Genomic DNA, 26,597 nt, shown 5'->3' on the forward strand with positions numbered 1-26,597 from the left:
TCCTATTTCCTTTATATCTTCTTTATTTGATAAGCTTTCCCCTGCTTTTGCAAGGGTTGAACTTCATATGAAGCGAATATATTGAAAGAGAAGGAGGCTGAGCTTAATGATTTATCCAAATGCATTAAAACAAGGTGATACAGTAATGATTATTGCACCATCTGGTCCACCTACAATCGAAAATGTATTAAAAGGTGTGAATGTATTACAAGAGATGGGGTTATCCGTAATAATCGGGAAGAGTGTTTACGAGAAATATGGATTTTTAGCCGGAAGTGATCAAGTTCGGCTTGACGATATACATGAAGCATTTACAAATAATGAAGTGAAGGCAATTTTTTGTGCACGAGGTGGTTATGGAAGTGCTCGTCTTCTTCCTCACATTCAATATGAAGTTATTAGGCAAAATCCAAAAATCTTTTGGGGATATAGCGATATTACAGCTTTACATACTGCTGTTTCACGTTATGCAAAGCTTATAACATTTCATGGTCCGATGATTGAAGAACTAGGAAAAGGCATTGATTCCCTATCTTTATCCTCTTTTAATCAGCTATTCCATCCGTATTCAACCATTTTATCTGCATCAGAATGTATCGTACCTAGCTCTCACAGTACAGTTACAGGTACGTTAGTTGGAGGAAATTTAGCTGTGTTAACAAGTATAATTGGCTCGCCCTACGAGATAATTACGAACAATACACTTTTATTACTTGAAGACATTGGTGAAGAACCGTACCGCATTGACCGTATGTTAAATCAGCTACTTTTATCTGGAAAGTTTAATGAATGCAGGGGCATTATTTTCACAAGTTGTCACGACTGCACTCCTTCAAAGCCCTCTCAATCATTGCAAACAATATTATATGAATATTTCGCGCCATATCATATACCTGCCCTATTCGATTTACCAATTGGACATATAAGTCCAAACATCGGTATTCCACTTGGAGCTACAGCAACAATAAACACGAATAATAAAACAGTCTCTATTTCTTCTGGTATAGCCACTCCATATTCAAATTAAAAAGGAAAAGCGATTACGCTTTTCCTTTTACTTATAATAATTAAAAATTCGTCCAGATGCGATATCTGCAATTTCTTCTGGAATAAATGTTTTACTTATATCAGTGCCAACATTTAATACAGCTGTAGCATCTTTCTCAATGCTACCAAATAACTCTTTCCCACGTATCGTAATAAGGGGCGTTCCTTCTGGCAACACATCTTTTACAAATTCCATTTGTGTAAAGAACGGAACGATCCATCTACCTTCTCCTTGGAAATGACGCAAACGAAGTATTCCTTCTGTTGCCCCGTCCTCTGCTTCTAGTGAACCAGCAACATAAAACTCAGTAGATAAGAGCAATTCATAAAATTCCTTTTGCTTCTGTTTATCATCCCCTGCTACAACAAGTACCTCTTCTAATTTCTTTACTGAAATTTGCTCCATATGATGCCACCCCTATTTTCAAAATGATTGTACTTAGATTATACGAAATATTCTTATTTTTTTCTACATAATTCGCAATTATTTTCTTAAAATAATTTTAATACTTCTTTTGTCGTCACAATCGTAGCAAACTCTTCATGTAAATTTACAAGTGTCATATTGTGAATATCCTCTGCACTATACTCCTTACCATCTAAACCTTTACGGTTAAACGTAGCCGTTGCATCACTCACTAAATATGTTGTAAATCCTAAATTCCCTGCCATTCGTGTCGTAGTTTCCACGCAATGATTTGTCGTTAATCCTACAACCACTACTGCATTACATTTGTTCTTTCTTAATTGCTCTTCTAAATTTGTCCCAATGAACGCGCTGTTAACGAATTTCTGAATAACCACTTCACCAAGTAGTGGTTGCACTTCTTCCTTAAAGTTTACCGTTTCCGCTCTCTCATAAAACATTGACTGGGCATTTTCTTTATTTACATGTTGAATATGAAAAACTGGTCGTTCCCTTTTTCTCCATTCTTCTAACAAAATTCTCATGTTTTCTTCAGCAAAAATATTATTTCTCTCGCCCCAATCTGGTAATTGAAATGCCTTTTGTACATCGATTATGATAAGTGCTATTTGATTTGTCATCATTTCCCCCTTAATTTGGCTGTAATTGAAATAGAAAACCAAGTTGTTGTGACGCAGTAATAAAGCAAACATAGGCGCAAAGCTCTACAATTTCTTTTTCTGTCCAATATTGTTTTAATACGTGAAACATAGTATCATCTATTGCTTTTCGGTCATGAACAAATGTATGCGCAAAAGTAACAGCTACACCAATCTCCTCTGCCTTTTGCACATCATCAGGTCTTCCCTTTGCCATACAGTACGGACATTCATTCCCATACGCTAATGTTCTTCTCACTTGCTCCTTCAGCTCTGCTGAAAGAGTTCCTGTATTGTACAGTGTATCTTCTAACGTACTCCACGAATGTAATATATCCGAATTATGCCCTAATAACTTTTGAAACTTTGTATCTCCTACATTTGATAATGAAATTCTCTCCATCATTTCCCCTCCTATTTCCTTCTGTTTTATTGTAAAATAAATAACGTTCACTTTACATTTCATATGAATCTTAATTTATATTTTTCCTTTACAAAAATCATTATTTTACTGGAGGTATATTTACAAATGCAATTAGACCGTGTTGATCGAAAAATTTTAAATGAATTATATAATGATAGTCGCCTTTCGATGCGTGAATTGGCGAAACGAGTAAACTTATCTGCTCCGTCTACTTCAGAACGTGTTCGTAAGCTCGAAAGCGAAGGTGTTATTCAAAAATACACAATCGATATTGATTATAAAAAGGCAGGACTCGTTTTAGATTGTATTTTAGAAATCACTTTAAAAAATGGTGATACAACACGTATGCAACAATTTATTCAGTCTTATCCATCTGCAAGTTTTTGTTACCGAGTAACAGGAAGCTTATGCTACATTGTAAAAATTTCTGTTCCTTCACTCGTTGAACTTGAAGAATTTATCAATGATGTTTCTTCATATGCAACGACCGTTTCTCATATCGTATTATCAGAAGTATCTCTTACTCCTGATATTGAACATATCTTCCCAGAAGATTAATTTATTTTTATTCAAAAAATATAAAAAAACCCCTTACAATAAGAATAAAAATAATATATTATGTATTAAAATACATAAAGTTCGAGAAAGGGGCTTTACATTGAAAATCTGGTTTTATGAAAAAACGGCACAATTAGATGACTTGCTTGGTATTTGGGACAATGTCCCAACAATCCCGCGAATTGGTGAAAAAGTGGAGATTTTAAAGACGGTCCGCACTGTTACAGATATTAAATATGTAAAGAACGGTAATAATTTCCGTGTAGAAATTATTACAAATTAAAAAGTAGCTCCTTAGGAGCTACTTTCTAATTATCTATTATGTGCTTTCTTTATAACGATTTTATCTTCTTCTACAGATACTGTTACATAATCATTTTCTTCTAACCGAAGCTTATTTACAGCCTCATCTGGTAACTCTATGGCCATCAATCTATCGGTTACGATCACTTGACTATACACTTCATTTTCTTGTGATGAACTCACTACTTTTTGCTCATTTATAAAACGTACTGGTGGCACGCCAACTTCTTTTACTGTACGCCATTGTTTCCAAACATAAGGAATTAACCAAAGTAATCCAACAAATGTAAGACCGATACCAATCCATAAATTACTTTGCGCTTGTAATTCAGTAATTGAGATTGTACCACTTTCTTCTCCACCGAAAAATTGCATACTTGTTGCAATCAAATTATTTAGAGCGTGCACAGCTATATTCGTCCATATATTTTTTGTCTTTATGTATAAAAGACACATAACGACACCAAACATGAACGCACCAATAACATCAAAATGTCCTAAGCCAAAAATAATTGAAGATATAATTACAGCTTTTTTAATTCCCCATTTATAAGCCATTCGCTGTAAGAAAAACCCCCTAAAAATAACTTCTTCCATAATAGGTGCTAACACACATGCTGAAATGAAAGTAAATATCGTCATATATACGTTACTCGTATTAATAACATTTCCGTCTTCTAGCATAGTAACTAAGAAATTCGGTAACGTATGTGCTAATATGTAAAATTGAATCTGAGATATGCCAACTGAAAAAATCATCCCCATTATCGTTGCTAATACAATTAATCCCCAAGATAAACGTCCTGGCTTATCAAAAAAACTGTTAAATACAACATTATTTTTATGTGTTTTTACGTATAGCCAAAGTAACGGAAATACAAAAAATACAGTTATTTGTGAAATAACCTCCATCGTATTCTCAGAAACATTTGCTAGACCTAATGGGATCATTATAAGGAACACCCCTATAATCATCCATCCAAAAAAGCTACGTAGCCTTATACGTGAAAATGCATAGTGCATATAGAACACCCCCAAAGATAGTAAAAATAAAACTTTAATTAGTACTTTATAGGCAATCCTTTCCCTATAAATAGCAGGATAACTAAATTATAATATGAATATAGTTGAAATCCTTCCTATTTTTCTCATTTTTTTAAACAGCATATCTCTTAAAATACCATATCGCTGTTCTTCAAGTTGCAATCTAAGTGAATTTTATGTAATAAAAATCCCCGTTTTTACAAGCGGGGATTTCTTTTATTATAATACGTCACGTTTTTGGAATAATGTACTTGATGCTACAAGTAACACAACAAAGTATGCAACTACAAGTAATAATGAAGTTGTAAACGTAAATTCTGTAAATGTTGGCTCCATTCCACCATTGATTAATTTATTACTATCGTAAGCTCTTAAATCCAAATGGTTGAATACTACAAACTTCGCTACGCCTTTTGCAAACATTATTAATACCATATTAATTGCACCTTGTAAGAAGAATAGGAACATCGTAATAATTAATGGTAATACAGATTTTCTAAAGACATTTGCTAGGAAAAATGCAAGTGTTGCAAAAAAGAACGGTGAAAGTAGTTGATATAAAGTGGACTTCATAACGATTCCTAATGTTAATTCTGTTTTACTACCATCCATTACAATACCGCCAATAATCATTGCAATTAGCATACCAGCTAATACGATAAATAACATTGCTAATAACACTGTAATATATTTAGAAAATAAAACTGCAAGTCTTTTTCTTGGACGGATTAACAATTGTTTAATTGTACCTTTTTGAAACTCATCAGTAAGAGTACGGGCAGCAAGTGTAATCCCAAAAATCGTTGCAAATAAAACAATTAAGCCAATCTCTGAGTTTGCATAATCTAAATATGATCCCTTAAACTCATCACCTTTTCCCCACTTCAACATTGCTAAAGTACCTAAAATTTCGAGTGCCGCAATGACACCAATTAAAATATACATACCTTTTTTCGCATGCAACTTTAAAAATTCATTTTGAATTAATTTAAACATTACGCCTTCACTCCCCCAGTAATCGCTAAGAACTCATCCTCTAACGTTTTATTTTGAACAGTAACTCCGTATACAAGCACATCAGCATGAACAAGTTTTTTTACAAGTTGCGGAATGTCGTCTTTTGTTACAGATGCTACAATTACATTCCCTTTTGCTTTACCTTTAATGATTTCATTTGCTTTCTGAACTTCATCTACTTCAAACGCTACAACGACTGCCTCATCATGTTTCACTTTTTCATGTAAGTTGTACTCTTGTACAAACTCACCTTGTTTAATAATAACGACGCGATCACACATTAATTCAATTTCACTCAATAAGTGACTTGATACGATTACAGCAATATTCTCTTCTTTCGCTAAACGTTGTAAATAATCACGAATTTGGCGAATACCAGCTGGATCTAATCCATTTGTCGGTTCATCTAAAATTAAGATTTTCGGCTGATGCAGTAATGCCTGTGCAATTCCTAAACGTTGTTTCATACCAAGTGAATATGTTTTCACCTTTTTATGAATCGCATGCTCTAACTCAACAAGCTTTACAATCTCAGCAATGCGCTCTTTACTAATTGGTGTAATGGCCATGTTCGCAAAATGCTTTAAGTTTTGCATTCCTGTCATATAATCATATAGTTCAGGATTTTCTACAATTGCTCCAATTTGCTCTAGTGCCTTTTCACGCTCCGAGCGAATACTATGTCCACAAATTGTAATATCGCCCTCTGTCATTGAAATAAGACCTGTCATCATACGGATCGTCGTCGTCTTACCGCTACCGTTCGGTCCAAGGAATCCGTATACTTCTCCTTCACGAACCTCAAATGATAAACCACGAATAATTTCCGTTCCACCAATCTTTTTTCGAACATTCTCTAACTTTACTACTACGTTTCCCAATGCTGATTCCTCCTTTAGACTTCTAGTTTTTTATCGATAATATAAGCAATTACATATATTATTAGAGCACTAACCATTACCATGAAACTTATATTAAAAATGTTAAATCCATTTTCTTGAAACATATTAATAAACAGACTCTTGCTTTCACTATGATATTCTACTCTTCGCAATACTTGGAAAGCTGGAGCTAATTTTCCTAGCAAGGTTGTCGCTAAAGTAATCGCGATATTTATTACTAGAAAAATAATAACGATTAGTATATTTTGCGCCTTTTTCTTTTTCGTAAGTAACTTTACTAGAGTAATTACCAATATGATTTGTAAAACACTAAACAAAAACTCAAATACATCGCTTATCGTATATATTAAATTATTGATTATGCCTACTTGCATAATCTCTTTTGCTTCTACATATACAGAAGTCGTAGGAAAAGCTAATACATAACTTACGTAGAAAAGAATTCCACATATCCCATACCATATAGCCATTGCGATAAATGAGAAAATAAGCATAGAAATTACATATTGTTTCCCAGATATTGCTGTAAGTCGTAACATTGGATTAGTTAGTAAGCGTGAATATGATTTCATTGTTTGTATAAACATATAAACAATATAAAAGAAAAATATAATCATAATGATTCCAAATATACCCTCTTGTCTACTGATAGCCGCATCACTTTTTCTTACAATCATTTGTGAAAATAACACAGCTTCAATTAGCACAAAGAATAAAAAAGTAACAATATATCTTTTCTTATTTACATTCCATAAATAGGAAAGTACTGACTTCACTTACTAAACACCTCCTTAAACAATTCATGAACTGCTTTTCCTCTCTGAAAACGAATTTCTTCTACATTTTCATATAGAACCATTTCTCCATCTTTTAAAAAGATCACTTCATCAAAAATATTTTCAATTTCATTTATTAAGTGAGTGGAAATTAATATCGTACAATCTTCCCTATAGAACTGTAGAATTAGATCCAATACATGTTCTCTAGAAAGAGGATCAATCCCGCCCAATGGCTCATCCAGTACATATAGCTTCGCTTTTCGAGAAAACGTTAAAATAATCTGCAACTTCTCAACCATACCTTTTGACAATGCTGTAATTTTTTCTTCTAACGGTATTTTAAATTCTGCAATCGTATCTACCGCTTTTTGAATATCGAAGTCTTTATAAAAATCTCGATAGAAAAATAAAGCGTTTTTTACAGTCATCCAATCATCAAAGATTGGCTTATCGGACATAAATGAAACAATTTCTTTCGTCTGTAACCCTACCTTTTTACCGTCTATTGTAATACTACCTTCAGAAGGGTGTTGCAAGCCTGCAATCATTTTCAATAACGTCGTTTTCCCGCTCCCGTTATCTCCAACAAGCCCAACGATTTTCCCTTCCGTAATCTCTATGTTTAATTCACGGATCACTGCTTTTAATCCGTATCTCTTCCATAAGTTTTCTATTTTCAATAGCTCTGTCATTGGCTCTCCTCCCTCTTATCATGTAATGAAGAACGAAGAATTGTAAGAATTTCTTCTTCTGAAAAACCTAAATTGTCCATTCCATCTATAAAAGAATGAAGTAATTCTTTCGCCATCTCTTTTCGCAGCTCCATAATTTTCTCCCCTTCATTCGTTACATACCGTCCCATTCCTCTACGTGTGACAACAACTCCATCCCGTTCTAGCTCTTGAAATGTACGCTGAATCGTATTTGGATTCACTTGTAATTCACTCGCTAATTCACGGACAGAGGGAATTTTATCACCAGGCAATAAATGTCCTGTTACGATCTCTTTTTTTATGTATTCCATTACCTGAATGTAAATTGGTGTATTTGGAGAAAACTCTATTTTCATTTCTTCCCTCCTTTTGTATCGGTGTACTAGTTAAATAATACACCGATACAAAAGGTTTGTAAATACCCATTTAATTACAAAAAAGTTCTATCCGTTAAACGAATAGAACTTCCCAAATATAAATCGCTATACAAAAATAATAGTGTTATGTAAACAAAATTATAAAGAAAAACTGTCTTATCAATGAATAAGACAGTTTTTCTTTATAATCCTATATTAAAAGTTAAACACGAAGTCATCGTCAGCTAACTTTTCAACGTTCGTTGCTTTTACGTAACCATTTCCTTTTACAGAGAAGAAATCATGGTTTTTCGTATCTGTACGTAAACCATTTAAAACGATTGGGTTAATTTCTTCTTCTTCAAACTTCGGCTCAAGTCCTAAGTTCATAAGCCCTTTATTCGCATTGTAACGAACGAAACGATTTACATCTTCTACAAGACCGATAGAAGTGTAAATTTCTTCTGTATAGGCCATTTCAATTTTATATAGTTCCATTAATAAATCTTGTGTTTCTTTTTGCACTTCTTGTTGCTCTTCTGCAGAAAGTTCTGCGAAGATTTGTTGTGCTAAAATACCGACGAATACGCCGTGAATTGACTCATCACGAATTATCAAGTTGATAATCTCACCACTTGCTGTTAGTTTTCCTTGACCAGCTAAGTAAAGTGGATAGAAGAATCCGCTATAGAATAAGTAACTTTCTAAGAACACACTTGCTACCATTGCCATGTATAACTCTTTTTTTGTTACTTCAGGCTTTAATAAACGACGATAGTAACTAGTAATAATACCAGCTTTTTTCTCAAGTAACGGATGATTGTCTACCCAGTCAAAAATATCATCAATCTCTTCTTCTGTAGCTAATGTTGTGAAAATGTGACTATAACTTTTCGCATGTACTTCTTCCATAGCTCCCATGAAAGCTAATACACTTTTCGCTTGTAAATTTTCAAGATGAACCAGTACAAGTGGCATTCCTTCGCCACCTTGTTTCGTATCTAAAAGTGTTAAACCACCTAATACACGCTTATAAGCAATTTGCTCTTCTTTCGATAATTGCACCCAAGTATTTTTGTCAGACGAAACCGCAATTTCTTCTTCTGTCCAAAACTGAGCGATGTTTTGCTTCCAAAACATTAAACTAAAATCATCTTCTTTTTTGTTCCAGTTTACCGCACGCATTAAATCGCCCCTTCTCTAAATATGATAACTAAGCATGAGCAGGGTTCAGAAAACCCTGCTCATCATGTCTCACTTTTTATATTAAACGGTACAAGCCACACACTCTTCCACGCTTAATTTACGTGTTCTCGTATAATACAGACTCTTTAAGCCTTTTTTATGTGCATAGATGTAGTAACGTGCTAATTCACGTGTTGAAATATCACTATTAACGTAAAGAATTGTACTAATTCCTTGGTCAATATGTTCTTGAATTTCTGCGATTAAATCAATTAATTTAAACTGATTCATATCGTAAGAAGATTTATAGTACCAGAACGTATCTTTTGATAAATACGGCATTGGATAATATGTTGTCGCATTCGCATATGTTCTTGATTCGATTTGACTTACGATCGGCATTACGCTTGAAGTTGCATTTTGAACGTAACTGATTGATTGTGTTGGAGCAATGGCAAGACGATATGAGTTGTATAAACCATTCTTCTGCACTTGCTCTTTTAAACTTGTCCAATCTTCTTTTGTTGGAATATGAATTCCTTCAAATAGTTGCTGAACTTTTTCAGTTACTGGGCTGTAATCTGTCGTTTCATACTTTTCGAAGTATGTGCCATTCGCATAATCAGATTTATCGAAGTCCTTAAATGTCTCGCCTTTTTCTGTAGCGATTTCCATACTTTTCTCAATAGAGTAGTAATTTAACATCATAAAGAATGTACGAGCGAATTCTTTCGCTTCTGAACTTTCATAAGCGATTTTATTTTTTGCTAAATATCCGTGTAAGTTCATTGCTCCAAGTCCAACTGAATGAAGCTCGTCATTTGCTTTTTTCACAGTTGGTGCATTCGGAATAATCGTCATATCAGAAACAGCTGTTAAAGCTTCCATTCCCGCATGAACTGCTTCACGAATTTCTTTATTTTCCATTACGTTTACGATATTTAACGATCCTAAGTTACAGTTAATATCACGACGGATAATGTCATCTGTACCGTAATCATTTATTTCTGAAGTTTCTTGAAGCTGGAAGATTTCTGTACATAAGTTCGACATCTTCACAGTTCCAATAGCCTTCAATGGATGTTGATTATTTGCATTTGATTTAAACATTAAGTATGGGTAACCAGACTCAAGCTGAATCATAGCGATTTTAATAAGCATATCACGTGCACTAATATCTAGTGGCTTCTTCTTCACTTTCGGATTGCTCATTAATTCATCGTACATTTCATCAATGTCAATATCATCTAAATGCTTGCCATATTCTTTATAAACCGTATAAGGCGCGAAAACATGGAAAGGTTCGTTTTTCTCAGCAAGCTCAAAGAACTTACTTGGAACGATAATTCCGATTGATAGAGACTGAATACGGCTCTTCTCATCGGCATTTATTTTTTTTGTATCAAGGAATTCAATAATATCCCAATGGAAAATGTTTAAATATACTGCACCGGCACCTTTTCGTTGGCCAAGCTGATTCGCATATGAAAACGAATCTTCAAGCAATTTCATAACAGGTACTACGCCACTTGCAGCGTTGTCGATACCTTTAATTTGCTCACCGCGTGCGCGTAGCTTAGATAAGTTTAAAGCTACTCCCCCGCCGATTTTCGATAATTGCATCGCAGTATTAATGTTAAAGCCGATCGAATTTAAGCTATCGTCCATCTCTAACAAGAAACAAGACACCATTTCTCCTCTTCTGCTTCTTCCCGCATTTAAAAAGGTTGGTGTCGCTGGTTGGTAGTTTTGTTTTACAATCATGCTTGCGAATTGTCTTGCCTTCGAAACATCACCGCGTCCTAAGTATAATGAAACAATTGCTACACGATCTTCATAGCTTTCTAAGTATTGTTTTTGATCATTCGTTTTTAACGCATAATCTTTGTAGAACTTAGATGCTGCCATATAAGATTGGAACTCGAAGTTTTCACCATAAGCGATGTTATATACTTCCTCTACTTCCTCCAAGCTATACTCGTCCAGAACGTTGTAATAGTAATCATGTTCTTTCATATACTCCATTCGCTCTGCCACGCTATTAAAAGGAACGGTATTCTCTCTAGCTTCTTCCATAAAGACTTCTAATGCCTCTTTATCTTTATGAAGCTGATAAAAACCGTCCTGCATTTGCGTGATTTCATTATTCAGTTCAATGTGTCGCAATCTCCCGCACCCTTTCCTTAAAATATTCTACATCGTTATTTGTTCCAGATAACTCAAATTTTGATACAATAGGCACTTCATATTTAGTAGAAATCTTGTCAGCACTTGCACCGAACATGTCTCCCCAGTTACGATTGCCGCTTGCAGATACGCCTTTTAATTTTTCATTATTGCGCTCTAAAAAGTCTAAAACACGTTCTGGTACATTGCCAAAACCTGTTGTATACGTAATAAGAATAAAGTCTTCATCTATTACTAGATCTTCATCAATTTGAACGGCCGGCATATTTAATTTGTGAATGAAACGCTTCACGTTTCCTGTCATAGAATCATATGCAACTAACATTTCCGACCCTCCCTCTCAAATCTATATTCTCTATATGTTGTTCTTGATTTCTCTATATATTGTATTACGTTTCAAAATAAGACACAAGATATATGTATAAATTCTTTCTTTTTTTAACTTTTACTTTTCGACATGATAGCCGTTTTTTTTCAATACAATGACTATGAAACAACATTCTAAAACTCATGTCAATAAAGTGCTTTTCAAAAAAGTTGTCAACGAATTTAACCTTATTTTTAAAAAAGTTAACAATATATTTTGTCATAAAACGGTAGATGCTGAAGAAATATATTTCTCCAGCATCACGCAAAAAAGAACAGATATGAAACTATAATCTGCTCTAAAAAACGATTACATTTATCAAATTTACCTTATTAAATATATTATACATATACTTTCGTTTCTCGTTACATACTAAAAGATAACTATTATAGAAAAAGATTATTATTATGGAACTTCAATTTATTTATGAAAAGTTTATTCAGAGTGCTCAATGCGCAAAATATCTTTTACAAATATATGATGCGGATTTTCATCTTTATCAATCATTGTACATACCGGAGCCTCTTCATCAAAGTATACAATCATTCCTTCTACGTACTGATATGTATGTCGAACTTGTACAGTTACTTTAATTTCTACTGCTTCTTCATATGCTCTTTTTATTTTCTGAAGCATTTTTGCTGAACATTTTCGTTTCTCTGGATACATAACCATTCCCATAAATCGATTGCCGGCTCTATCTTTCCACATATAATCCCAATGTGGTAAAATGCCTTGTTTAAAATCGCCCATAATTCCCCTCTCCTTTATCTTTTATTTATCCCGCATTAAACGTCCGATTGGTGAAAGGCTACTAATCAGTGAGAGATGCCCTGCTGATCAAAATTCCCCTTTATGAACGTGGCGTTTCTGAATATGTATAAATCACTTGCCCGCCTCGCTGTGCGTTACCAATGAAATGCTTAAAGTCTTCTCTATTTACAACAACTTCTCTGAACGTATAAAATACATCTTTCGTAACAACATACTCCTTTATTTCACCATTTTTTAGCTGATCTAAAATTGTATTTGCTAATTCTTTATCCATGTATTTCACCTCTCTGCAATATTTTATTTTATCGTATATTCTTTAGGTCAACAACTGTAAATTTATCCCGCTATTTGCAGGTAGTGCGATTGGTGTTGACTACTAATCAGTCGTGGAATGAACAAAAAATCTTACTGATTAACGTTTCACTTTATCTCGTTGTTATGCCATGATTTTATTTTCGTTATTTCGCAAACAATATCGTTTTACTATATGTCCACTAAATATCATATACTAACATAGCTACTTCTCTATATCAAACATTTCGGCATTCAATTATGCAAAGTTCCATACCACTATGCTACAATATACAAATAGAACTAGGAGGGATACTATGATTCGGAAAGCAAAAAAGACAGATGCAATGGCAATAGCTCCTTTATTGTATAATGCTCTGCATGAAATTGCTGAAAAAATCACAGGTAGCACAGATGAAGCAGAAGTATTACTAGGACTTGAGACATGGTTCTCAAAAGAAAATAACCGTCTGAGCTACGAAAACTGTTTTGTCTATGAACAAGACGAGAGTGCAGTTGGAGTTATTGTCGCTTATCACGGTAGTGAAGCAACACAGCTTGACGCACCAATTGTACATCACTTAAGAGAATTACATAAAGATGAATCAATTACGTTAGAAAAAGAAGCTGAGCTTGATGAGTATTACATTGATACACTATCAGTTTCAAGTGCACACGGCGGAAAAGGTATCGGTTCTAAATTAATTGAAGCTGCCGAAATCTATGCAACTGAAAAAGGGCATGAAAAAATCGCTTTACTTGTTAATTTAGAAAACACACGCGCCTATTCACTATACGAAAAGTTAGGTTATAAAAAAGATGAAATTGTTATGCTAGTAGGCGAACCTTATGCTCATCTCGTAAAACCATTAAACGTCAAAATTTCTGTATCTTAAAAAGAAAGCACACGATTTATATAAATCGTGTGCTTTTATGTTAAATTCGTATTTAATATATTTCCATCCATCGCCTCGTGAAACGTATATGTTGTACATCCCCATGGCTTTCTATGCAAAATAGGCGAACCAGACCATCCCATTGCCCTCAGCTCCGTTCCAATCATCGAATTAAAATAATTATGACCTACAAGAGCAATACTTCCATGTACGAGAGCATAACGATGTAATACGTAAGCTGCTTGCCTTGCCCTCTCTCTTACTTCCTTATAAGATTCAACATTTTTATGGTAACCAAGTATCCATAATGCTCGTCCAATACACATCCATACGTTAAGTTTACACTTCAACCATTTTGGCGCATAAAAGCTCGCCGGAACTGCCACTTCCCTAAAAAGAGAATTTTGTATAAAACATAAAGAATCCATTAATTCAGCTGCTGACTGTACAGCACACTTTTGATCACTCGTTACAATCAATTTCGCTACTTCAACCGCTTCTCTTGTTTCCAATGGTATAGGTTGTTTTTCTGTTATAGTATGTAAGTCATATCCTTTTATCCATTCATGAAAGGATGTAACCGTCATTGGTTCTATAGTACAATCTAAGCGACCATGACGAATAAAAGAAATCTTCATTCTTTTCACTCTCCATTCATCACTTATGAACTCTATTATGCACTAGTTCTAAACATCATACCACGCAAGAAAATAAAGTTATATACCTTTACATCTCCCCACCATTATCATGTGTTATCGAAGCATGGATACCATCCATCCCATCAAAATATGTACTCGTATCATATTGACGAATCTTTTTTAAATGCATATAAGAAAATAAAAATAAAATTAAAGCTATAACACTCCCCACAAATTCAAACATCATTTTACCGCCTCTAATTTCTCCCACTTCAGCAGGTTATTCTACTTTTTCATTATACCTCGATATAAAGATTCTCGCATTTTTGCTATTTTTTTCAAAAAACATGGATTTTCTACATATTTTCTTACAAAAAGTGAATATTTTTCGAATTTTTACTTTGGAAACATTTACAAAGTAGGAAATATGGTTCAAAATAGGAGGAAATAAAAAAACCCAAATTTATTCTTTTTTTGGGAAAACTGTAACAAGGAGAGTTGCTTATGCAGATCGCAGAAACTGGAGATATCATCGAATTTAAAGGTGGAATGCAAGGCCGTGTTCAAAAAGTAAATCAAAACTCTGTTATTGTTGATATAACAATTATGAAGAATTTTAGAGAACTAGATATGGAACCTCTTACAGTTGTAAGTCATAAAAACTATACTGTCATTAATCAAAATGCATAATATAATAGAAAGAAAGGGCCTGTATACTATACAGGCCCTTTCTTTCTATTAACGATTATCAATTGTTTCCGGATATAGATCGTGGTTCATCATGCGGTAATCAGCCATTTGTTCATACTTCGTCCCTGGGCGCCCGTAGTTGCAGTATGGATCAATTGAAATACCACCACGTGGTGTGAATTTCCCCCATACCTCAATATAACGTGGATCCATTAATTTAATTAAATCGTTCATAATAACGTTCATGCAATCTTCATGGAAATCACCATGATTGCGGAAACTAAATAAATACAACTTTAAAGATTTACTCTCTACCATTTTTTGCTCTGGAATATAGCTAATATAAATTGTTGCAAAATCTGGTTGTCCTGTTTTCGGGCATAAACTTGTAAATTCAGGACAATTGAATTTTACAAAATAATCACGGTTTGGATGATTATTATCAAATACCTCTAATATTTCTGGGCTATATTCAAATAAATATTTTGTATTTTGATTCCCTAGTAATGTTACATCTTTTAAATCTTCATCTAATCTTCCTGTCATTTTAAACATCCCTTCTCGTTATACGCCGCGCTTATTTCCCCATACTAACGCATGAAGCTGAGGCAATACTTTTGCATCATTCATCTCTTTACAATTTACAGCTTTATCAATCAGCCATTCATACTTATCTAATAATTTTTTTATAAGCATCGCATCATCCACTGTTTTTGTATCATCGTTTCCTACTTGTAAGAAAAATGGTACCTTTGGATAACGTTCGTGCATCTTAACTGCATATTCAAAATCATGATCATCGAATACTACTACTTTTAAACTAATATCTTTTCCTGCTAGTTTCTGAATAATAGCATCTAACCTCTGAAAATCTGTTTTCATCGTTGAACTTGGTGGTTTTGGAGAAATTGTTATCTCATCAATTTGAAGTAACCAATCTTGCCATTTACTCCCTTGCGTTTCAATTGCCGTTCGCATTCCATTTTCTTTTAATATAGAAAGAAGAAACTCAATATTTTTCAGTAATGCCGGATTTCCACCTGAAATCGTAACATGAGAAAAATTTTCTCCTCCAATTGCAACAAGCTCATCCCAAATATCTTCTGGTGTCATCTGTCTAATTTGATCTTTAGCTGATCCATCCCACGTAAAAGCAGAATCACACCAAGCACAGCTATAATCACAACCAGCTGTACGGATAAACATTGTCTTTTGCCCTACAACCATTCCTTCACCTTGAATAGTCGGACCGAATATTTCTAAGACAGGGATTTTACTCATCAAGCATCCACTCCCGTCTTACTTCCGCATAACTAGTCGGCGTCTCAAATAGACGAACAAATTCAACGCGAGCTCCTTTATATTCGTTCACTCGATTCTCTTTTGTTAGTGCTTCTGCCATCTTTTCATAAATCCAAACGACCATATTTTCAGCAGTCGTATTCATTGCAGGTAACGTTTCGTTTAAATAACGATGATCTAGATAAATTTCTATTTCATTCTTCCAAATTTCTTTTATATCTCCAAAGTCAATTGCAAGACCTATTTCATTTACATATCCACTAATTCCAAATACAACTTTATATGTGTGACCATGTAAGTTTTTACATTTCCCTTCATAACAGTGTAAATGGTGTGCTGCATCAAATGTAAATTCCTTGCTGACCATTACTCTTTTATTATGGTATTTGAGTTGTTTACGCTGAATATCCTTGTCCATTTTTTGCAAATTCTCTACGATGCGAAATCCAAAAAAGTTATCCATTAGTTGTTCGCTCCTTCGCGTTCTTGTAGGTACGTATCTAATCCTGCTTTACGAAGTTGACATGCTGGACATTCACCGCAACCATCACCAATGATTCCGTTATAACATGTTAATGTTTTTTCTCGAACAAACTCAAATGCTCCAAGTTCATCTGATAATTTCCATGTTTCAGCCTTATCAATCCACATAAGTGGCGTGTGAATGACAAACGGGTAATCCATAGATAAATTTAAAGTAACATTTAACGATTTCACAAACACGTCACGGCAGTCTGGATAACCACTGAAATCAGTTTCACATACACCCGTTACAATATGACGTGCTCCAACTTGTTTTGCTAATACAGCAGCAAATGATAAGAAGAGTAAATTTCGTCCATCTACAAATGTCGATGGCAATTCACCTTCTTCATGTGTAATCTCCATATCCGTTCTCGTTAAAGCATTTGGAGCAAGTTGATTTAATAGACTCATATCTAGTACCGTATGCTTTATTCCTAGTTCTTTTGCAATTTCCGCTGCACAATCAATTTCTAGCTTATGACGTTGATTGTAATTAAACGTTACAGCTTCTACCTCTGCAAACTGCTCTATTGCCCAAAATAAACATGTCGTACTATCTTGTCCTCCACTAAAAACAACAACTGCTTTTTCTTTTTTCATTTCACTCATTCTCCTTCTCTACTATAAATAAGAAGAAAGAACGTTCTTGAACTGTCACAATAAAAAAAACAAAACAATACCTAAGGATATTGTTGTTTCCATAGTTTTTTATAGAGGGAGTTCGCGAACCTCTCCCGCGCGGTGCACGGAATTTCTTCTTTCATTGACACAGCTTATTGTAACATATTGTATACTAGCGTAAAAATTTCTGATTTTTCAGCTATTTATTATTTCATTTCTTTCATTTTATAGTATGATTAATTTAATATAAGAAGAGAGGAGGCATCCCACTGAAACCCTTTATTATTTATCTCTTTTTAAATATATTATTCATCCTGATTACAATGCTCGTATATCATTTATTTTGGAATCAAAAAGGGAAACGCTCTCCTAAATTAAATTCAGCTATATTCATTGTACTCTGTTGCCTTGCTACCGTACTCTGTATTACATTTGCAGCAAAAACAAATAATGGTTTTCAATTTGATATGCGCCATATTGTATTAATTGTCGGTACATTAACGGGAGGGCCTATTGCTGGTGGTTCTATCTTAGTTGTATTAAACATATATCGCTTATTATTAGGTGGGATAGGTGTTTTCCCATCTCTTATCGGTTCTGTTCTTCTATTTATTGTTCTATTATTAACATATAAATTTTTCAATCGAACTTCTAATCGTATAAAAATAACACTTGCTATTATCTACAGTCTCACATACGGATTTAGTTGGATACCCTTCTTCCTTTCAAAGGTTACAAATAAGACTGATTATATACCGCATATTATTGTGTATGAATTATGTTCAATGCTTGGTACGATTCTAATTTTATATTTACTACACATATTACAAACTCAAGTTCGTCTCCAAAACGAACTTATAAATGCTGAAAAGTTTCATTTAATTGGTGAAATGGCAGCGTCTATCTCTCATGAAATTCGCAATCCATTAACTTCAACGAAAGGTTTTTTACAACTGTTACAATCAGATACATGCACTGAGCAGGAACGAAAATTATATATCGACATTGCCATTAATGGCATCGAACAAGCAAATCATGTTCTTACAGATTATTTAACCTTTGCTAAACCAAGCATTGAAAAAGAACAAACATTACAGTTAGAAGAAGAATTACTACATGCATTGTCGTTAATTACACCGCTTGCTAATTTAACAAATGTACGTACTCATTATATAAAGCAAAGCACTTCTTTTTTTATCGCTGGAGAAAAGCAAAAACTAAATCAATGTTTATTAAATATTTTAAAAAATTGCATTGAGGCTATGCCAAAAGGCGGTGATCTTTATTTCACATTAGTTCCTGATCATAAGCATATTCAGTTATATATAAAAGATACAGGAGTCGGTATGGATTCAGAACAAGTAAAACGTCTTGGTTCGCCCTTTTATTCAACGAAAGAAAAAGGTACTGGACTTGGAATGATGGTCGTATTCAGTGTTGTTCAAGCTATGAATGGAAAAATTGATATTATAAGTGAAAAAGGAATCGGTACAACCTTTTTATTAACTTTTCCACTCATACAAAAAACGTGATGAAATACTCATCACGTTTTTTCTGTTCCTTCAACTAATTCAGCAAAAGCTTTCACTTTTCCGTGCGGTTGTTGATTTTCTTTACGTGCTTTCCAGGCGCGCTCTTCTTCTCGCTTCTTCTTAGACATGTTTTTTCAACTCCTTCTTTTCTTTCTCCATGTAGTATTCCAAAATAAGAAAGAAAACTATGCACGTATCAAAAAAGAAGTGGTTTCCCACTTCTTCCACTTTAGCGTTGCAAAATTGCATGTTTCGCCTCTTTTAACTGCGTAAGATGTCTTTGTTCATGCAAATCAAGAAATTGAACCCATTGATACAAATTCAGATCATTAAAAACAGGATGCTTTAATCCATTTTCAAATAAATCTTTTTCATCTATAACACTATGAAGCGCGTGTAATAGTTCTTGGCGTGAATGTTCTAGTAATTGAATTCCTTGCTGTTTTTTCATTAAAGTTTCTGTTGGTTGCATTTGCTGAGGAGCTTCTCGTTTATGTGTGCGATCAAGCGTAAGTTGGAGGTCTTTAAATGGAGTCATGTTTCTTTCATTTTTTTGTAAAGCATATACAAGGGCAGACGTGACAGATTGTTCAACTAAATGCAAGTGGTGTAAAATTTGAATAATACTCCATTTATCACGGCGTGGCTTTACATTCACTTCTGTGTCATTTAACATTTCAATTTCTGATAATAGCGTGCTTCGAGTAGCCTGTAATGAGTTTACTAAACTTTCTAAACTTACATCCATATTAGATTGAAGCATACTTGTTCCCCCCTTTTGTTGGTGAAAAGAGGTGCTCCTTATTAGAAACACCCCTTCAGTATTCTGAATTTTCTTTTATTATCTCATCATTTTCCCATTATGTCGATGTTAAACATGTGAAAAAAGCGCATGTTTTTTACAATTTTGTGTCGTCAATCGCATGTAACCATGCTTCAATTTCTGTAATAACACTTTTCACACAGCCTTCAGCAAATGGTGATGTTAAATTTGCAACCTCTACTAATTCTAAGAACGATTTACTTCCACCTTGTTGGCACAGATTCACATAATCTTCCCACGCCTCTTGTCTATTATCTCTTGCACGTTTCCAAAATTGTAGCGCACAAATTTGAGCAAGCGTGTAATCAATATAATAGAACGGTGAGCTATAAATATGCCCTTGACGTTGCCAAAAACCACCGCGCTCTAAATAATCATTCTCCTCATAATCACGATGTGGTAAATATTTCTTCTCTATGTTACGCCATGCTGTCTTACGCTCTTCAGGTGATGCTTCAGGATTTTCATATACATAATGTTGATATTCATCAACAGATACACCATAAGGTAAAAACAGAAGTGCTGAACTTAAGTGAGAGAAGTAATATTTATCTGCATCTTCTTCAAAGAATAGCTTCATCCATGGCCATGTAAAGAATTCCATACTCATAGAGTGGATTTCACACGCCTCATATGTTGGCCAATTATATTCTGGAATTTCAAATTTACGACTTTCATATACTTGGAAGGCATGACCTGCTTCATGTGTTAATACATCAATGTCACCAGATGTTCCATTGAAGTTTGAGAAAATAAATGGCGCTTTATAATTCTCAATATATGTACAATATCCGCCACCAGCTTTTCCTTTTTTCGCAACTAAATCTAATAAATCATTATCTAGCATGAAATTGAAAAATTCATCTGTTTCAGCCGATAACTCTTTATACATTGTCTTTCCATGATCAACAATCCAATCCGCATCTCCTTTTGGAGTTGGGTTACCTGTAGCAAACTCAAAGTTTTCGTCGTAATAAGCTAACTTCTCTACACCGATACGTGCTTGTTGTCGCTTTCTTAATTCCGTTGTAACGGGAACGATATAATCTAGCACTTGCTGACGGTAATTAGCCACCATCTCCGCATTATAATCTGTACGGTACATTCTTGCATATCCAAGTTCAACAAAGTTTTTGAAACCTAAAGATTTTGCGATTTTCGTTCTCACTTTAACAAGCTCATCATAAATACGATCTAGTTCTTCCTCATTTCCAGCTAAAAATCCGTAGTATGCTTCACTTGCTGCTTTACGTTCGCTTCTTTCTTTTCCTTGCATAAACGGAATCAGTTGCGATAACGTTCTTTCTTCTCCAGCAAAGTCAATTTTTGCAGATGCTAATAACTGTGTATATTGCGATGATAATTTATTTTCTAATTGTAAATCTTTCACGACTTCATCTGAATATGTTTTTAAATCACATTCTGCTAGAGCAAATAATTGTTTTCCATAATACGCCTCTAATTCTTCACGAAATGGAGAATTAATGAGTGCCTTATAATATTTTGTACCATATCCTTGTACAACTGGAGAGAATTCATCAAAGAAATCCTGCTCCTCCTTATAAAAAGTATCCGTCGTATCAACAGAATGGCGAATGTAACAAAGGTTTCCCATTGTACCAAAATCGTTGCGAATCTCATTAATTGAATGAATGACTTGTTTTTGTTCTTCTACAGTTTTTGCGTTATCAAACTTCTCTAAAGCAACAGTAAATTTCTCTTTTAACTCTTCAATATTTGGGCGTTTATATTCATAGTCTTTAAATGACATGAACGAGCCTCCTCTCCATTACATACCTTTATTATAATTCAATACGTATTCTTGAATTCCCTCTTAATTTTCAACAAATTTCGGCAGTGACTGCCCTGAGTTCATTACAAATAAAAAAAGCCTTGGATTTATTTATCCAAAGCTCCTTTGGAACATATTATTTTTCATACTTCCCAATTTTTTTTAATAAATCAAGTAATTCATCTTTTTCATCTTTCGTTAACATTTCAAAAGACTGATGTATAACTTTCTCATGCCCCGGAAAAATAGAAGCAATAAAGTTCTCGCCAGACTCAGTTAATTGCGCGTAAATAACACGTCTGTCATTCGGACATGGAATTCTCTTTACTAATCCCTTTTTCTCCAGCTTATCTACAACATATGTAATGCTGCCACTAGCTATTAAAATACGCTCACCAATTTGCTGAAGTGGTTGACCGCCTTTATGATATAGCAGTTCTAATACAGCAAATTCAGTTGGATTTAATCCGTTACTTTGTATAGATTTATTTGTAGTATCCATAACAGAACGATGTACACGAGATAATGCAATAAATACTTTTAAAGATTGAGAAATATCTTCTCGTTCATTATTTGATGTCATACAACTTTCAACCCTTCACTTAAATTCTCAGCAATAAAAAGAAAATGCCACTTCATACTTCATGTGAATTCCGAATGAGCATTCACTCATCCATTTCCTCTCCCCTAATATATTAAGAATCATTCTTGAATAAAAACATGACAATTTTAACATAGTTTATATATAATGATAATAAAAAAAGAAGGAGTACCACATTTGAAAGTCAAATTCCAAAGCATAATTGTATATATATTGCTTGTTATCCTACCGACAATAGGGATTGGTGCTACATTTTATTCGTATCATACATATAAAATGAAACAGGAAAACAAATTATCTGCTCATACAGTTCTCTTTTTATATAGAGATTATTTGGATCATCATCTTGGTGAAGCAATTTCTGCTTTAGACATGCTTGCAAAAGTTGTAGGCACCGAGACTGGTAATATAAATGGCATTAAACAAATTGTACATGATACAGATGGAAACGATGCACGCTTTTCTGGTCTATATTACGCTACACCAGAAGGAGTCATTACAATCGCATCTGAAGATGAATCAAAGCCTATAGATGTTTCAGACCGTAAATATATTCAAGACGCGCTCCAAACTAAAAAAACCACTGTATCATCAGTCATTACTGATCGCGTTCTTGGACATAAAGCTATTATAATTGCTGCCCCCATATTTAATAAACAGAAGGAGCTCTCAGGATTATTATTAGCTAGTTTACGCTTTGATTACATTTCATCTTCTTTAAATGCCATTAAACCACAATACCATTTTGAGGTAACTGATAAACATGATGTAGTTTTTCTAACCGATGATAATAACGACACAAGTGATACGCATTCTAATATGCTTACTACCCCACTCCAAAGATTAAATTGGAAGGTCTCTGTTTCTCCATTACCTATTCATCAAAAAACCTTATACCAGTGGGTTACAATAGAGTGTATAGCTACTTTATTTTTAATGTCTATTTTATTTTTACTTGCTCAATATATTTTGTTAAAACGGCAAACAAAACTTGAAAGACAACAAAATGAACTACAGAAAATTGAATTAGTTGGAACTTTTGCAGCGAGTACAGCACACGAAATCCGTAATCCTCTTACTGGAATTAAAGGGCTCGTCGCTCTATTAAAAGAGAAATATAAAGATGAGCAAGATCAGTTCTACTTTTCCGTAATTGAACAAGAAATAGAGCGAATCAATGAAATTGTAAGTGAATTTCTTATTCTCGGAAAGCCAACCGCCATCATCGAACAAACGTATGATGTAAGAACAATTCTAAATGAGGTAGCATTAATTATTCAATCTGAGGCGAATTTACATAACATTGTATTCCATTTACATTTGCCAGACCATCCTGTTCATATCCGTTGTTCGAAAGACCATATGAAACAAGTGGTTTTAAACATTACAAAAAATGCAATTGAGGCCATGACTTCTAGTGATACACTAACCATTGTAGTAAAAAACAATGAAACACACGCACAATTGCAGATTATAGATACTGGAAAAGGGATTCCGCAACATATTCAAAAACACCTCTTTCATCCGTTCTTTACTAATAAAGATACTGGAACAGGTCTTGGACTTGTCATATGTAAACGAATTGTAGAGATGTATAATGGGCATATTTTTATTGACAGTACAGAAAACGAAGGAACAACAGTTCATATCGAAATTCCGTTACACATAGTATAATTATCCTTATCCTATAAGGGTAATTATACTTATTTCATAAAACCAGCCACAAGCATTCGCCAAAAATTATTTGATTTTCCTTCATACCCGATTTGGAAAATAGGTATTTTTATAATTGAAAACCATTTCGGTGTTTGTTTTTCTTTATAACATTGATATTGTAAAATAAGCTTGTCCAATTCTTGACTAACTTGAATTGTCTCCCTACTATTTAGCCCACTTGTTAATCCTAGTTGAATCATTTCTTCACGTTTCATATGAATATCACGTGAAAGCTTTTCTAATGTGTACTTCCTTTTTACAGTAAACATCCATATCCCCCTTATTATACTTCCATGCTCTTAACTTCACTTCTCCATTGACTTTTTTAACTACTTAATCATATGCAAATTTGAAGAATCAGAAAATTTAACATTTTCTCCCTGTAATTTACAAATCTTTACCCTCACTTTGAGAATTATTACAAATTATTCTATCTTTGTAAATACATTCGCAATAATAGACATTTTTTTCATCTTGTTTTTTTATAAATTCTACGTAAACCGGGGATTCTTAATTTTCCATCTACTTTTCTTCGACATTTTTTGTTTAATTTATATAAAAAAGCAAAACATAATGATGATTGATAAAGTGAAACTTTAATCAGTGTTTTTTGTTCAGCCCCCACTGATTATTAGCATTCACCAATCGGGCGTTTATAGGCAGTGGGTCTCCCACCTATCCAGCCCAATGTTGAGGTGGGAGTTTTACTACCCACAAATAGCGGGATAACAATAGAAAGGAAATATTTATATGCGAAAATATACGATTGCATTATTCATCATTGTTTTGTTTTTACCGTCCTTCTTATTTCCTATTCAAGCAAATGCTCATACGAATAAAGTTGCTATTGTCATTGATGATTTCGGAAATAATATGAAGGGGACTAATCAAATGTTATCACTTCCCATTCCACTCACTGTTGCTGTTATGCCTTTTCTTCCTTCCACAAAAGAAGATGCAATAGCTGCCCATAAGAAAGGCCATGAAGTTATTATACATATGCCAATGGAACCTATAAAAGGTAAAAAAGAATGGCTTGGGCCGAAAGCAATTACAACTGATTTAAGCGATGAAGAAATAAACAACCGACTTGAACAAGCGATCCAAGAAGTACCGCATGCAATTGGAATGAACAATCATATGGGGTCAAAAGTAACAGCGGATGAAAGAATTGTTCGCCTTATACTTGCTGCTTGTAAAAAACACGGTTTATTTTACTTAGATAGTAAAACGAATCCTAATAGTGTCGTCCCAAAAATCGGAAAAGAATTAGGAGTTCCTATTGTTGAAAACCAACTATTTTTTGATGATGTGTATACAGCAGGACATATTTCAAAACAAGCCCAATTACTCATCAAAAAAATTCAAGAAAAACCTATTATGGTAGCTATCGGGCATGTGGGCCCTCCAGGTGAAATTACATCACGCGTTATTGAAACTTCTATCCCTAAAATTCGTGAGCATGCAGACTTTATTTTCTTATCTGATCTAGCATTATCCCCGCCTCCTGTTTCAAAATAAAGTTGATTACTCACATAAAGTGAAACTTTAATCAGCCCTCACCAATTGGGCTTTTACTGGCAGTCCGCCCCCCACTTAACTTCTTTGCTTACGCTGAATTTTGAGGCGCGGATTTTACTGCCCACAAATGGCGGGACAAAAAAGTACCTATCTATATATAACAGATAGGTACTTTTTTTAACTTAAATATAATCTACATGACTCACTCTGAATCCTTTTTTCTCTATTTTTCGGATTAATTGCTTTAATCTTGTTTCATCTAACTCATCTGATATATTTACAATAACGCGGCGGATATATTGATCACCGTTATCTAGCGTAAATAGGCCACCGATATTATATGCTTTTAACAATGTCCCAAGCTCTTTAATCGTTCCCTTACAATCTTGTGTTGCAATTGTTAATATATAACCACCTGTTCGCATACCAAATGAATCTTCAATAACATCAAATATATTCGAATGCGTTAACATACCGACAAATTCATTATAATCATTTAGCACAGCTAAAAACGGAAGCCGACGAATTACATAAAAAGCTCTGAAGAATGAATCCTTTTCAAAAATAAATGCATTGGAATCATCAAGCATATCCCCTGCACTTACATGCTCTAATCCGCTATTGCATTTTTTTTCTAATAAATCTACTTTATAAATAATCCCCGTGAATTTCTTCTCATCTTCTGCTAATACCGGGATGGCTCGAAATCCCGTTTCGTTCATCATTTGCAGTGCCTCTTCACCAGAATCATTTATCTTGCAAAATGTTACTTGCTGCTTTGGCAGAAAATGATATTTAACTCGCAAAATATGTTCCTCCTTACATGTCAACATGTAATCTATATATAATAAGGAGACCTATATTTTATGAGTGAAATTATTTTTAAAACGCTTTCATTTGTTTATTAACTTGTAGCCATATCACATCC

The 26,597-nt window shown here is 34.0% G+C and carries 34 protein-coding genes and 1 riboswitch; of the genes, 8 read left to right on the forward strand and 26 right to left on the reverse strand.

Annotation, left to right across the window (positions count from 1 at the left end; all coding sequences use genetic code 11):
* The first annotated feature begins 106 nt into the window (after window positions 1–106).
* Complete coding sequence (locus tag ACUN13_RS08615) at window positions 107–1,027, forward strand: LD-carboxypeptidase (RefSeq protein WP_025688931.1); 921 nt, start codon at window positions 107–109, stop codon at window positions 1,025–1,027.
* A 27-nt stretch (window positions 1,028–1,054) separates the two neighbouring features.
* Here the strand turns inward: ACUN13_RS08615 and ACUN13_RS08620 are convergent, their stop codons facing one another.
* The 3 genes from ACUN13_RS08620 to ACUN13_RS08630 all read right to left on the reverse strand — a co-directional run bounded on the left by ACUN13_RS08620 (window position 1,055) and on the right by ACUN13_RS08630 (window position 2,515).
* Window positions 1,055–1,453, reverse strand: coding sequence for an SseB family protein (locus ACUN13_RS08620; protein WP_000435265.1), 399 nt, complete (start codon window positions 1,451–1,453; stop codon window positions 1,055–1,057).
* Between the two features lie 86 nt (window positions 1,454–1,539).
* On the reverse strand, window positions 1,540–2,094 hold the full coding sequence (locus ACUN13_RS08625) for a cysteine hydrolase family protein (protein ID WP_000184430.1): 555 nt from the start codon (window positions 2,092–2,094) through the stop codon (window positions 1,540–1,542).
* Between the two features lie 10 nt (window positions 2,095–2,104).
* A complete protein-coding gene (locus ACUN13_RS08630; RefSeq protein WP_000439759.1) occupies window positions 2,105–2,515 on the reverse strand; it encodes a carboxymuconolactone decarboxylase family protein in 411 nt (136 codons plus the stop codon).
* Between the two features lie 126 nt (window positions 2,516–2,641).
* Between ACUN13_RS08630 and ACUN13_RS08635 the strand changes: the two genes are divergently transcribed.
* Both ACUN13_RS08635 and ACUN13_RS08640 read left to right on the forward strand, forming a co-directional pair.
* Window positions 2,642–3,094, forward strand: coding sequence for an Lrp/AsnC family transcriptional regulator (locus ACUN13_RS08635; protein ID WP_001175505.1), 453 nt, complete (start codon window positions 2,642–2,644; stop codon window positions 3,092–3,094).
* 100 nt (window positions 3,095–3,194) lie between these two features.
* Window positions 3,195–3,377 carry a DUF3913 family protein gene (locus ACUN13_RS08640; RefSeq protein ID WP_000707107.1) on the forward strand — a complete coding sequence of 61 codons (183 nt, stop codon included), beginning with the start codon at window positions 3,195–3,197 and terminating at the stop codon, window positions 3,375–3,377.
* 29 nt (window positions 3,378–3,406) lie between these two features.
* Here ACUN13_RS08640 and ACUN13_RS08645 read toward each other — a convergent pair whose 3' ends face one another.
* From ACUN13_RS08645 to ACUN13_RS08695, 11 genes are all read right to left on the reverse strand, one after another.
* Window positions 3,407–4,420, reverse strand: a complete 1,014-nt coding sequence (locus ACUN13_RS08645; protein WP_025687774.1) for a CPBP family intramembrane glutamic endopeptidase — start codon at window positions 4,418–4,420, stop codon at window positions 3,407–3,409.
* A gap of 240 nt (window positions 4,421–4,660) precedes the next feature.
* Window positions 4,661–5,437: an ABC transporter permease gene (locus tag ACUN13_RS08650; RefSeq protein ID WP_025687773.1), complete on the reverse strand. Its 777-nt coding sequence runs from the start codon at window positions 5,435–5,437 to the stop codon at window positions 4,661–4,663.
* A complete protein-coding gene (locus ACUN13_RS08655) occupies window positions 5,437–6,339 on the reverse strand; it encodes an ABC transporter ATP-binding protein (RefSeq protein WP_025687772.1) in 903 nt (300 codons plus the stop codon). The genes ACUN13_RS08650 and ACUN13_RS08655 overlap by 1 nt, the downstream gene beginning before the upstream one ends.
* A 14-nt stretch (window positions 6,340–6,353) precedes the next feature.
* Complete coding sequence (locus ACUN13_RS08660; RefSeq protein WP_025687771.1) at window positions 6,354–7,136, reverse strand: hypothetical protein; 783 nt, start codon at window positions 7,134–7,136, stop codon at window positions 6,354–6,356.
* Complete coding sequence (locus ACUN13_RS08665; protein ID WP_000137745.1) at window positions 7,133–7,831, reverse strand: ABC transporter ATP-binding protein; 699 nt, start codon at window positions 7,829–7,831, stop codon at window positions 7,133–7,135. The genes ACUN13_RS08660 and ACUN13_RS08665 overlap by 4 nt, the downstream gene beginning before the upstream one ends.
* Entirely contained in the window at window positions 7,828–8,208 is a 381-nt protein-coding gene (locus tag ACUN13_RS08670; protein ID WP_000687512.1) for a GntR family transcriptional regulator, read from the reverse strand. The genes ACUN13_RS08665 and ACUN13_RS08670 overlap by 4 nt, the downstream gene beginning before the upstream one ends.
* A 216-nt stretch (window positions 8,209–8,424) precedes the next feature.
* Window positions 8,425–9,393, reverse strand: coding sequence for a class 1b ribonucleoside-diphosphate reductase subunit beta (gene nrdF, locus ACUN13_RS08675; protein ID WP_445423753.1), 969 nt, complete (start codon window positions 9,391–9,393; stop codon window positions 8,425–8,427).
* Between the two features lie 81 nt (window positions 9,394–9,474).
* On the reverse strand, window positions 9,475–11,559 hold the full coding sequence (gene nrdE / locus ACUN13_RS08680) for a class 1b ribonucleoside-diphosphate reductase subunit alpha (RefSeq protein ID WP_001215837.1): 2,085 nt from the start codon (window positions 11,557–11,559) through the stop codon (window positions 9,475–9,477).
* Complete coding sequence (gene nrdI / locus ACUN13_RS08685; protein ID WP_000959447.1) at window positions 11,546–11,905, reverse strand: class Ib ribonucleoside-diphosphate reductase assembly flavoprotein NrdI; 360 nt, start codon at window positions 11,903–11,905, stop codon at window positions 11,546–11,548. The genes nrdE and nrdI overlap by 14 nt, the downstream gene beginning before the upstream one ends.
* 477 nt (window positions 11,906–12,382) lie before the next feature.
* Complete coding sequence (locus ACUN13_RS08690) at window positions 12,383–12,700, reverse strand: hypothetical protein (RefSeq protein ID WP_000502205.1); 318 nt, start codon at window positions 12,698–12,700, stop codon at window positions 12,383–12,385.
* Window positions 12,701–12,800: 100 nt separating this feature from the next.
* Window positions 12,801–12,995 (reverse strand): hypothetical protein, encoded by a 195-nt coding sequence (locus ACUN13_RS08695; RefSeq protein ID WP_000356684.1) that lies wholly within the window; start codon window positions 12,993–12,995, stop codon window positions 12,801–12,803.
* 334 nt (window positions 12,996–13,329) lie between these two features.
* Between ACUN13_RS08695 and ACUN13_RS08700 the strand changes: the two genes are divergently transcribed.
* Window positions 13,330–13,908: a GNAT family N-acetyltransferase gene (locus tag ACUN13_RS08700; protein WP_000619542.1), complete on the forward strand. Its 579-nt coding sequence runs from the start codon at window positions 13,330–13,332 to the stop codon at window positions 13,906–13,908.
* Window positions 13,909–13,943: 35 nt separating this feature from the next.
* Here ACUN13_RS08700 and ACUN13_RS08705 read toward each other — a convergent pair whose 3' ends face one another.
* Entirely contained in the window at window positions 13,944–14,546 is a 603-nt protein-coding gene (locus tag ACUN13_RS08705) for a hypothetical protein (RefSeq protein ID WP_000703102.1), read from the reverse strand.
* Between the two features lie 88 nt (window positions 14,547–14,634).
* The gene (locus tag ACUN13_RS08710; protein WP_000461431.1) at window positions 14,635–14,790 is read right to left on the reverse strand and encodes a hypothetical protein; all 156 of its coding nucleotides are present in this window, start codon (window positions 14,788–14,790) and stop codon (window positions 14,635–14,637) included.
* Window positions 14,791–15,050: 260 nt separating this feature from the next.
* Between ACUN13_RS08710 and ACUN13_RS08715 the strand changes: the two genes are divergently transcribed.
* Complete coding sequence (locus ACUN13_RS08715) at window positions 15,051–15,236, forward strand: YkvS family protein (protein ID WP_001165082.1); 186 nt, start codon at window positions 15,051–15,053, stop codon at window positions 15,234–15,236.
* Window positions 15,237–15,284: 48 nt separating this feature from the next.
* Here ACUN13_RS08715 and queF read toward each other — a convergent pair whose 3' ends face one another.
* The 4 genes from queF to queC are packed head-to-tail and all read right to left on the reverse strand — an operon-like array spanning window position 15,285 to window position 17,663.
* Window positions 15,285–15,782 (reverse strand): preQ(1) synthase, encoded by a 498-nt coding sequence (gene queF / locus ACUN13_RS08720; protein WP_001986050.1) that lies wholly within the window; start codon window positions 15,780–15,782, stop codon window positions 15,285–15,287.
* An 18-nt stretch (window positions 15,783–15,800) separates the two neighbouring features.
* Window positions 15,801–16,517 (reverse strand): 7-carboxy-7-deazaguanine synthase QueE, encoded by a 717-nt coding sequence (gene queE / locus ACUN13_RS08725; protein ID WP_000036294.1) that lies wholly within the window; start codon window positions 16,515–16,517, stop codon window positions 15,801–15,803.
* Window positions 16,510–17,001 carry a 6-carboxytetrahydropterin synthase QueD gene (gene queD / locus ACUN13_RS08730; protein ID WP_000368414.1) on the reverse strand — a complete coding sequence of 164 codons (492 nt, stop codon included), beginning with the start codon at window positions 16,999–17,001 and terminating at the stop codon, window positions 16,510–16,512. The genes queE and queD overlap by 8 nt, the downstream gene beginning before the upstream one ends.
* Window positions 17,001–17,663, reverse strand: coding sequence for a 7-cyano-7-deazaguanine synthase QueC (gene queC, locus ACUN13_RS08735; protein WP_000711595.1), 663 nt, complete (start codon window positions 17,661–17,663; stop codon window positions 17,001–17,003). The genes queD and queC overlap by 1 nt, the downstream gene beginning before the upstream one ends.
* A gap of 94 nt (window positions 17,664–17,757) precedes the next feature.
* Window positions 17,758–17,801: riboswitch (PreQ1 riboswitch) on the reverse strand.
* A 206-nt stretch (window positions 17,802–18,007) separates the two neighbouring features.
* On the opposite strand from queC, the gene kinB reads away from it, so the two are divergent.
* A complete protein-coding gene (gene kinB / locus ACUN13_RS08740; protein ID WP_000964151.1) occupies window positions 18,008–19,216 on the forward strand; it encodes a sporulation sensor histidine kinase KinB in 1,209 nt (402 codons plus the stop codon).
* 11 nt (window positions 19,217–19,227) lie between these two features.
* Here the strand turns inward: kinB and ACUN13_RS08745 are convergent, their stop codons facing one another.
* The 4 genes from ACUN13_RS08745 to ACUN13_RS08760 all read right to left on the reverse strand — a co-directional run bounded on the left by ACUN13_RS08745 (window position 19,228) and on the right by ACUN13_RS08760 (window position 22,414).
* The gene (locus ACUN13_RS08745; protein ID WP_000038355.1) at window positions 19,228–19,344 is read right to left on the reverse strand and encodes a DUF6254 family protein; all 117 of its coding nucleotides are present in this window, start codon (window positions 19,342–19,344) and stop codon (window positions 19,228–19,230) included.
* 101 nt (window positions 19,345–19,445) lie between these two features.
* The gene (locus ACUN13_RS08750) at window positions 19,446–19,979 is read right to left on the reverse strand and encodes a DinB family protein (RefSeq protein ID WP_000941961.1); all 534 of its coding nucleotides are present in this window, start codon (window positions 19,977–19,979) and stop codon (window positions 19,446–19,448) included.
* A 136-nt stretch (window positions 19,980–20,115) separates the two neighbouring features.
* Window positions 20,116–21,810, reverse strand: a complete 1,695-nt coding sequence (locus tag ACUN13_RS08755; protein WP_000008577.1) for a M3 family oligoendopeptidase — start codon at window positions 21,808–21,810, stop codon at window positions 20,116–20,118.
* A gap of 157 nt (window positions 21,811–21,967) precedes the next feature.
* A complete protein-coding gene (locus ACUN13_RS08760; protein ID WP_000203336.1) occupies window positions 21,968–22,414 on the reverse strand; it encodes a MarR family winged helix-turn-helix transcriptional regulator in 447 nt (148 codons plus the stop codon).
* A gap of 195 nt (window positions 22,415–22,609) precedes the next feature.
* Here ACUN13_RS08760 and ACUN13_RS08765 point away from each other — a divergent pair, with 195 nt between their 5' ends.
* Window positions 22,610–24,106 (forward strand): DUF3149 domain-containing protein, encoded by a 1,497-nt coding sequence (locus tag ACUN13_RS08765; protein WP_025687770.1) that lies wholly within the window; start codon window positions 22,610–22,612, stop codon window positions 24,104–24,106.
* Between the two features lie 29 nt (window positions 24,107–24,135).
* On the opposite strand, the gene ACUN13_RS08770 is transcribed toward ACUN13_RS08765, so the two are convergent.
* Complete coding sequence (locus ACUN13_RS08770; protein ID WP_000495536.1) at window positions 24,136–24,417, reverse strand: aspartyl-phosphate phosphatase Spo0E family protein; 282 nt, start codon at window positions 24,415–24,417, stop codon at window positions 24,136–24,138.
* A gap of 481 nt (window positions 24,418–24,898) precedes the next feature.
* Here ACUN13_RS08770 and ACUN13_RS08775 point away from each other — a divergent pair, with 481 nt between their 5' ends.
* Window positions 24,899–25,669 (forward strand): divergent polysaccharide deacetylase family protein, encoded by a 771-nt coding sequence (locus ACUN13_RS08775; protein WP_025687769.1) that lies wholly within the window; start codon window positions 24,899–24,901, stop codon window positions 25,667–25,669.
* A 182-nt stretch (window positions 25,670–25,851) separates the two neighbouring features.
* Here the strand turns inward: ACUN13_RS08775 and cbpA are convergent, their stop codons facing one another.
* Complete coding sequence (gene cbpA / locus ACUN13_RS08780; RefSeq protein WP_025687768.1) at window positions 25,852–26,475, reverse strand: cyclic di-AMP binding protein CbpA; 624 nt, start codon at window positions 26,473–26,475, stop codon at window positions 25,852–25,854.
* Window positions 26,476–26,597: the final 122 nt, after the last annotated feature.

This window comes from Bacillus cereus group sp. Bce041 (genome assembly GCF_052646455.1).

What these genes read in the sequence shown, in the direction of transcription:
- ACUN13_RS08775 (WP_025687769.1), top strand. Translation starts at nt 24,899, where the DNA reads ATGCGAAAATATACGATTGCATTATTCATCATTGTTTTGTTTTTACCG.
- ACUN13_RS08695 (WP_000356684.1), bottom strand. Translation starts at nt 12,995, where the DNA reads ATGGATAAAGAATTAGCAAATACAATTTTAGATCAGCTAAAAAATGGT.
- queE (WP_000036294.1), bottom strand. Translation starts at nt 16,517, where the DNA reads ATGAGTAAAATCCCTGTCTTAGAAATATTCGGTCCGACTATTCAAGGT.
- ACUN13_RS08625 (WP_000184430.1), bottom strand. Translation starts at nt 2,094, where the DNA reads ATGACAAATCAAATAGCACTTATCATAATCGATGTACAAAAGGCATTT.
- queD (WP_000368414.1), bottom strand. Translation starts at nt 17,001, where the DNA reads ATGGATAACTTTTTTGGATTTCGCATCGTAGAGAATTTGCAAAAAATG.
- kinB (WP_000964151.1), top strand. Translation starts at nt 18,008, where the DNA reads ATGCTCGTATATCATTTATTTTGGAATCAAAAAGGGAAACGCTCTCCT.
- queF (WP_001986050.1), bottom strand. Translation starts at nt 15,782, where the DNA reads ATGACAGGAAGATTAGATGAAGATTTAAAAGATGTAACATTACTAGGG.
- ACUN13_RS08705 (WP_000703102.1), bottom strand. Translation starts at nt 14,546, where the DNA reads ATGAAGATTTCTTTTATTCGTCATGGTCGCTTAGATTGTACTATAGAA.
- nrdF (WP_445423753.1), bottom strand. Translation starts at nt 9,393, where the DNA reads ATGCGTGCGGTAAACTGGAACAAAAAAGAAGATGATTTTAGTTTAATG.
- ACUN13_RS08690 (WP_000502205.1), bottom strand. Translation starts at nt 12,700, where the DNA reads ATGGGCGATTTTAAACAAGGCATTTTACCACATTGGGATTATATGTGG.
- ACUN13_RS08745 (WP_000038355.1), bottom strand. Translation starts at nt 19,344, where the DNA reads ATGTCTAAGAAGAAGCGAGAAGAAGAGCGCGCCTGGAAAGCACGTAAA.
- queC (WP_000711595.1), bottom strand. Translation starts at nt 17,663, where the DNA reads ATGAAAAAAGAAAAAGCAGTTGTTGTTTTTAGTGGAGGACAAGATAGT.
- ACUN13_RS08770 (WP_000495536.1), bottom strand. Translation starts at nt 24,417, where the DNA reads ATGTTTACTGTAAAAAGGAAGTACACATTAGAAAAGCTTTCACGTGAT.
- ACUN13_RS08700 (WP_000619542.1), top strand. Translation starts at nt 13,330, where the DNA reads ATGATTCGGAAAGCAAAAAAGACAGATGCAATGGCAATAGCTCCTTTA.
- ACUN13_RS08620 (WP_000435265.1), bottom strand. Translation starts at nt 1,453, where the DNA reads ATGGAGCAAATTTCAGTAAAGAAATTAGAAGAGGTACTTGTTGTAGCA.
- ACUN13_RS08670 (WP_000687512.1), bottom strand. Translation starts at nt 8,208, where the DNA reads ATGAAAATAGAGTTTTCTCCAAATACACCAATTTACATTCAGGTAATG.
- ACUN13_RS08760 (WP_000203336.1), bottom strand. Translation starts at nt 22,414, where the DNA reads ATGACATCAAATAATGAACGAGAAGATATTTCTCAATCTTTAAAAGTA.
- ACUN13_RS08645 (WP_025687774.1), bottom strand. Translation starts at nt 4,420, where the DNA reads ATGCACTATGCATTTTCACGTATAAGGCTACGTAGCTTTTTTGGATGG.
- ACUN13_RS08710 (WP_000461431.1), bottom strand. Translation starts at nt 14,790, where the DNA reads ATGTTTGAATTTGTGGGGAGTGTTATAGCTTTAATTTTATTTTTATTT.
- ACUN13_RS08715 (WP_001165082.1), top strand. Translation starts at nt 15,051, where the DNA reads ATGCAGATCGCAGAAACTGGAGATATCATCGAATTTAAAGGTGGAATG.
- ACUN13_RS08635 (WP_001175505.1), top strand. Translation starts at nt 2,642, where the DNA reads ATGCAATTAGACCGTGTTGATCGAAAAATTTTAAATGAATTATATAAT.
- ACUN13_RS08630 (WP_000439759.1), bottom strand. Translation starts at nt 2,515, where the DNA reads ATGGAGAGAATTTCATTATCAAATGTAGGAGATACAAAGTTTCAAAAG.
- ACUN13_RS08750 (WP_000941961.1), bottom strand. Translation starts at nt 19,979, where the DNA reads ATGCTTCAATCTAATATGGATGTAAGTTTAGAAAGTTTAGTAAACTCA.
- ACUN13_RS08665 (WP_000137745.1), bottom strand. Translation starts at nt 7,831, where the DNA reads ATGACAGAGCTATTGAAAATAGAAAACTTATGGAAGAGATACGGATTA.
- ACUN13_RS08615 (WP_025688931.1), top strand. Translation starts at nt 107, where the DNA reads ATGATTTATCCAAATGCATTAAAACAAGGTGATACAGTAATGATTATT.
- nrdI (WP_000959447.1), bottom strand. Translation starts at nt 11,905, where the DNA reads ATGTTAGTTGCATATGATTCTATGACAGGAAACGTGAAGCGTTTCATT.
- ACUN13_RS08755 (WP_000008577.1), bottom strand. Translation starts at nt 21,810, where the DNA reads ATGTCATTTAAAGACTATGAATATAAACGCCCAAATATTGAAGAGTTA.
- ACUN13_RS08650 (WP_025687773.1), bottom strand. Translation starts at nt 5,437, where the DNA reads ATGTTTAAATTAATTCAAAATGAATTTTTAAAGTTGCATGCGAAAAAA.